This window comes from Cloacibacillus sp. (genome assembly GCA_036655895.1).
Taxonomy (GTDB): domain Bacteria; phylum Synergistota; class Synergistia; order Synergistales; family Synergistaceae; genus JAVVPF01.
Genome location: JAVVPF010000070.1, coordinates 1 through 4,951 on the forward strand (window position 1 = coordinate 1; position 4,951 = coordinate 4,951).

Here is a 4,951-nt window from a genome sequence, read left to right on the forward strand (position 1 = left end):
GGCTCTGACACCTCATTGCCGACAGTAATGACCACTGAAACTCAGCCGGCGCCCGCAGCGCCCATAAGCGAGCGTGCGCGGATAGACGCCTACATAGAAAAACTGGATGCGAAGGCGGCTCGGAAGACCGATGGCGGCGTGTACGCTGACGTTTTCAGCGACCAGTGGGCGGCGAATCAGACGCTCGGCAGACTCTCCCAGGACAGTTCCGTGGCCTGGGATGCGTACATATCCAACCCCACAGAGTCGAACAAGGCATACGCTCAGCACATTGACATGCTCGCTGCGGAGTTTTCGGACAAGCAGGCGCTGGCTCTCGACAATGATAACACCAAAACGCCTATACTCTCTAAGGACCTGGCGGCATATATCCCACAGCTCTGGGACCAGACGAAGCTTGGTGCGTTGTATGGTGTTGCGGGTTTCGCGGCGGGAACCGTAGCGGGAAATCCTGCGCTCGGCCTGAAAGCCGGTATCGTTGCAGGGAGCGGTGTGCACTCTGCGCGAGTCATGCGCGGCGCCGCATTCAAGTCTCTGCTCGACTTGGGGGCAGACGAGGAGACAGCACGAAAAGCGGCAAGCGACGAGGCGCTAATATCCTCCCTGATCGAGATGGGGGACACAGCGTTAGATCTGCTGTCTCTCGGTGGTGCGGCGCTGATTAAGGCTGCTACTAAAGGCGCTGTAACCGGCACGGCGAAAAGTGTAACAAAAGAAGCGGCGCGCGGCATACTTAGGCTGTTCACCGCATATGGGCTCAACATATTTCAGGAGGGTGAGGAGGAGGCCACACAGGAGTCCGTCTCCATCGCGAATGAGACAAGATTGGCGAAAGGCAAGGCCGGCGCTTTCGGGCTCGTGGCAGACGCGGCGCGGATTTACGTCGACTCGTGGACCGGAAAGGGCAAAGAGGAGGACGCGGTGCGCATATCCGAAGCACGCGGCGGCGGGCAGCGGCTGGCCGTAATCATGGGCCTCCAGACCTTTGTCAACAACGCCGCCACAACGGCGGTGGAAAACCGCGACGTCAAGGCCATGACCCGTAGCGTCGACAATCTTACAGCCGACGACCAGCTTCAGGTGTTGCAGCGCATTACCGCGCAGGTGTCGCCTGAGTCCCGCAGTGCTGAGAGCGCCGCTAACATGATAATTCAGATAAGTGAGACGAGCGAGAGGGTAGACAGCGCTCAACTCGTCGACCTCATCTACCAGGCTCGCCAGGACGCAGAGGCCCGGCGCATGAAGAAATCGACCAATCCGGAGGAGGCCCAGTACGGTGCGACGGTTGAGGAGAACCCAGATGCCATCGTGTTGAACAAGACCGCCGCCGCGCTCAAGGTCGTCAGCGCCATAACGGCGGACGAAGCCACAACGCAGGCGGCGCTGCTCAACCGCGTGTTTGACGGGACTGTTCTTACCGTGTCTGATCTGGCGGACTTGAAGGTGACTGACCCCGGTGTGCAGTATGTGTTTACCCAAAACACCGGCGTGGCGATCGATAAGTCTATCCGCGGCAATGTGGAGGCGGTACGCAAGCTGTTCCAGGAGACCTCCGCCAAGCAGGTGCAGATTAAAAACCGGCAGGCAGAACTCAAGGCCGCGCAGGATATCATCGTTTCCACGCAGGCTGAGCAGGCGCAGACCGCCACAGCACAAACTGCTGAGACTGCGGCTCCCGCGCCCGCGCAAGGGGAGGCCGGCGTGGTAGCGTCCCCCGTGCCAACGGGGAATATAGCGGAGCAAACAGTGTCCTACGCCGACGGCACCACCGCGAGCAAATCGCAGTTTGTGGCGGACTATCTGGCCAGACATGACGGCGCGGGCTCGGCGGAGGCCGAGAAGGCATTCTCCGAGGCGAGAAATTTGAATGTAGCGCTGCGGATGCCTATTCCTGGTAGTGCAAACAGCTTGAAAAATGGAATGGCGCCTGATATAATTAGTAATAGTATACCGCAGGCTACACTGGACGCTTCTCAGGAGAAGACCGGGAAGAAGACCAAGACCAAAGCCGCGCCGAAACAGACCCCAACGCAGAAACAGGCGGCAAAGGCTAAAGCCGCGCTGGCCAAAGCAGACGACATCATGGGCGTCAAGCGCGCCAGCAGCAAGGAGCTGGGCCTGCCCAGCGGCGCTGTCGATGACGTGGTGTTTGTGTTGCGCGACGACAAGATGAGCGCTGAGAACAAGGCGCTCGTGAAAGAGTACAAGGGCAAAAAGGTCAAAAACGTCATCCTCACAACCAGCCCGCTTCATGATGCGGAAGGGAGAGAGGTTCGCGGCCATGCGTTCTCGTCGGCTGACAGCGAGACCATGTGGATAAACGTCAATTCCCGGTCGGCGACCGGAAAACAAATAGCGGCGCATGAGTACGGACACATTATCTTCAGCCGTCTCCGCCGATTGCCTGAAGGGGGAAAAGTAAGTGGAGCACAGGAAGGAACCGCAGATATTCACCAGTCGGAACTGTCTGGAGGAGGACAGCCCAACGGTGGGAACGCCGGAGGAGATACAGGCATCAGTGGAGAGAGCGTTGGCGGCACGAGCAGCACGGCTGGAACGCAAGCGGAAGCTGGCAGAACAGTCGACGAGTTCATCGCAGACTTCCTCGACAAACAGCTAACACCCGAGCAGTACGGAGCCATTTTTGCCGCGTATCGAGCGAAGTACGGCGATAACCCCGCAGTTGTCAACGAGGAGGTTTTCTGCGACGCGCTGGGCGACTTGGACAGCTACGGCGGTCAGGCCGGAACACTTCTGCATGATGCGACGACGAAGCTTATGTCGGGGCTGGAGGAGTTTGTTTCTTCCGGCGCCGAGAAGAAAGTCGCGCAGAACAAGTTCAGCTTCGAGGAGACCCGAACCAGGGATATGTATGGTCGCAAACTGGCCAGCGGTATGTCAGAGTACATGGACGACAGCGTTATTCGTGAGGGCTGGTCCGCCAAGGGCGCCCTGCGTCCTATGTATCGGGCGGTCAGCTGGGGCACGGAGAACCCTCACAACGCCGATGGGACTATATCGTGGTGGACGGATAGCGCTCCCGTGGCCAGAACCTACAAGCGAGGTCATGTCGAGCAAGGCGTAGGCGCTGAAGTGGTCGCCGGCAGTGGACGGGAAGCGCTGGGCATCACTCGGCGTTCGGCTAACCGGCAAATAGATGAGCTCATGAATAAAATGTGGGGCGTCACCAACAAGCAGCAGGCAGAGCTGGCCGACCAAATATTAGACATCGTTCGCCGGGAGCAGCAGTACGCCGACGACATCTATCGCCTCAACCGTTATCATGACGTCGTACCGAAAATAATGCCGGAGGATGTTGACAGTGCGGTCGACTTCCTCGCTACACGACGCGTCGTTGCCGCCGACCTCAAGGAGTACACAGAGGCCCAACTTGTCGAGACGTTGTTCCGACCGGCTGTGCTCTCCGCTCAGACCCGGCTCCGGGATGTGCTGAGCAACCTCGCTGCCATTCAAAACGCTAAATCCAGCGAGACAGAGCAGGAGATATATGCGGCTATATTCGCTCCTACCTCCGTTGAGGGCGCGGACGAAACGGAGACGCTGTATGCCGCCTCGGCGCATGTCCTCAACGCACTGGAGAGCCTGAAAACGCTGTATACCGACATGGCGTTCGCGGCCATGGTGAGCGGGGATGCTGCGCAAAGCGGGCTCGCCGGGAAGAACGGGCAGCGGCTTATTGACGAGCTGGTTGCACTGCGACAGGCTGTGTACAATGTGTGGCATGACGATGGCGCGTTTTACTCCGCCAAGGACCACACCGCATACTCGGCCGCCGACCTGGTGGATCTGGCTCAAAGTGTGTGGAAGAACGTCTCGCGCGACAAGCCTATCTACGAGTGTTTCCTAAGCGTGAAGCACCCCTACGTTGTCGACGCAAAAGGGGCGCTGTACTACAAACTGCACGACCAGTACGGCTCAAGAGCGAGCGCTATCGCGCGTGAGATATACTACCACCACCAGGACGAATACGACGGAGTGGTATTCAAAAACGTTCGAGACACCCTGCTACAGGGGATGCTGCCGAATAAGTTGGATCTGAGTAATACCGTAGTCACTTTCAACGCTGAGCAGGCGAAATCTACGGCGAATACTTCTCCCACCGACGATTGGCGGGCGGCGTACAGCTACGAGGACGATGATCAGTCGTGGTTCGACAAGCTGTCCGGAGAGTCCAAGAACATGCTGAGCCTTCTGGACTCAGGCATGAACAACTTGTCCTCAGAACAGAAGCTAATAGAAGCCATCAACGCCCTGCCGGAGGTTGTCCATGCCAAGGACGAGAGCGCCAAAAAGACAGGCAACGGCGCGCGCAGTTCCAAGGACACCCACACTCCGAAGGAAGAAGCCTCACGAGATGAACTGAAGGCCCGGTTCATTGACGGCGATATGAGCGGTAGCTGGACGGGCAAGGGGTATGTGGGTGATGAAAAAATCTACACCGGCCCCATCGACCACGACCGCAAGGCGTTCTTAGTGTTCGGTCCTCCCGCTGCGGGCAAGTCCACCAGCACAGCTGATGTGCTCTCCATGCGCTACCATGCCTACATCTCCGACCTGGACGCCTTTGTCGAGCGGCACAAGGACTACGACAACGGACGTGGAAACGACTTTGTGAGCCCGGACTGCAAGGATATGCAGCGCGCCGTGGAAGAAATGAAACAGGCCGAGGGGGCAAACCTTGTCATTCCCAAGGTCGGGGATAATATGACGAGGATCTCTAAAAATGAAATGAAGACCCTGCACGACGCGGGGTACACCATCTATGTTGGGTATGTTGGACTGAACAAGTACAAAGGTCTGGCCCGCAACCTAAAACGCTATTTTAAGGGCGGGCGGTTCATCGGCCCGGAATATCCCCTACTGAACGTAGGGGATAACCCTAAAAACAATTTTGGCGTAATCAAAGAACTTTGGGAGGATTACCATGACG

At 57.9% G+C, this 4,951-nt stretch carries 1 protein-coding gene; it reads left to right on the forward strand.

Annotated features, from left to right (window positions below; translation table 11 throughout):
• Positions 1 to 4,951, forward strand: a 4,951-nt coding sequence (locus tag RRY12_12495; GenBank protein MEG2185492.1) for a hypothetical protein, incomplete at both ends; no start/stop codon positions are given.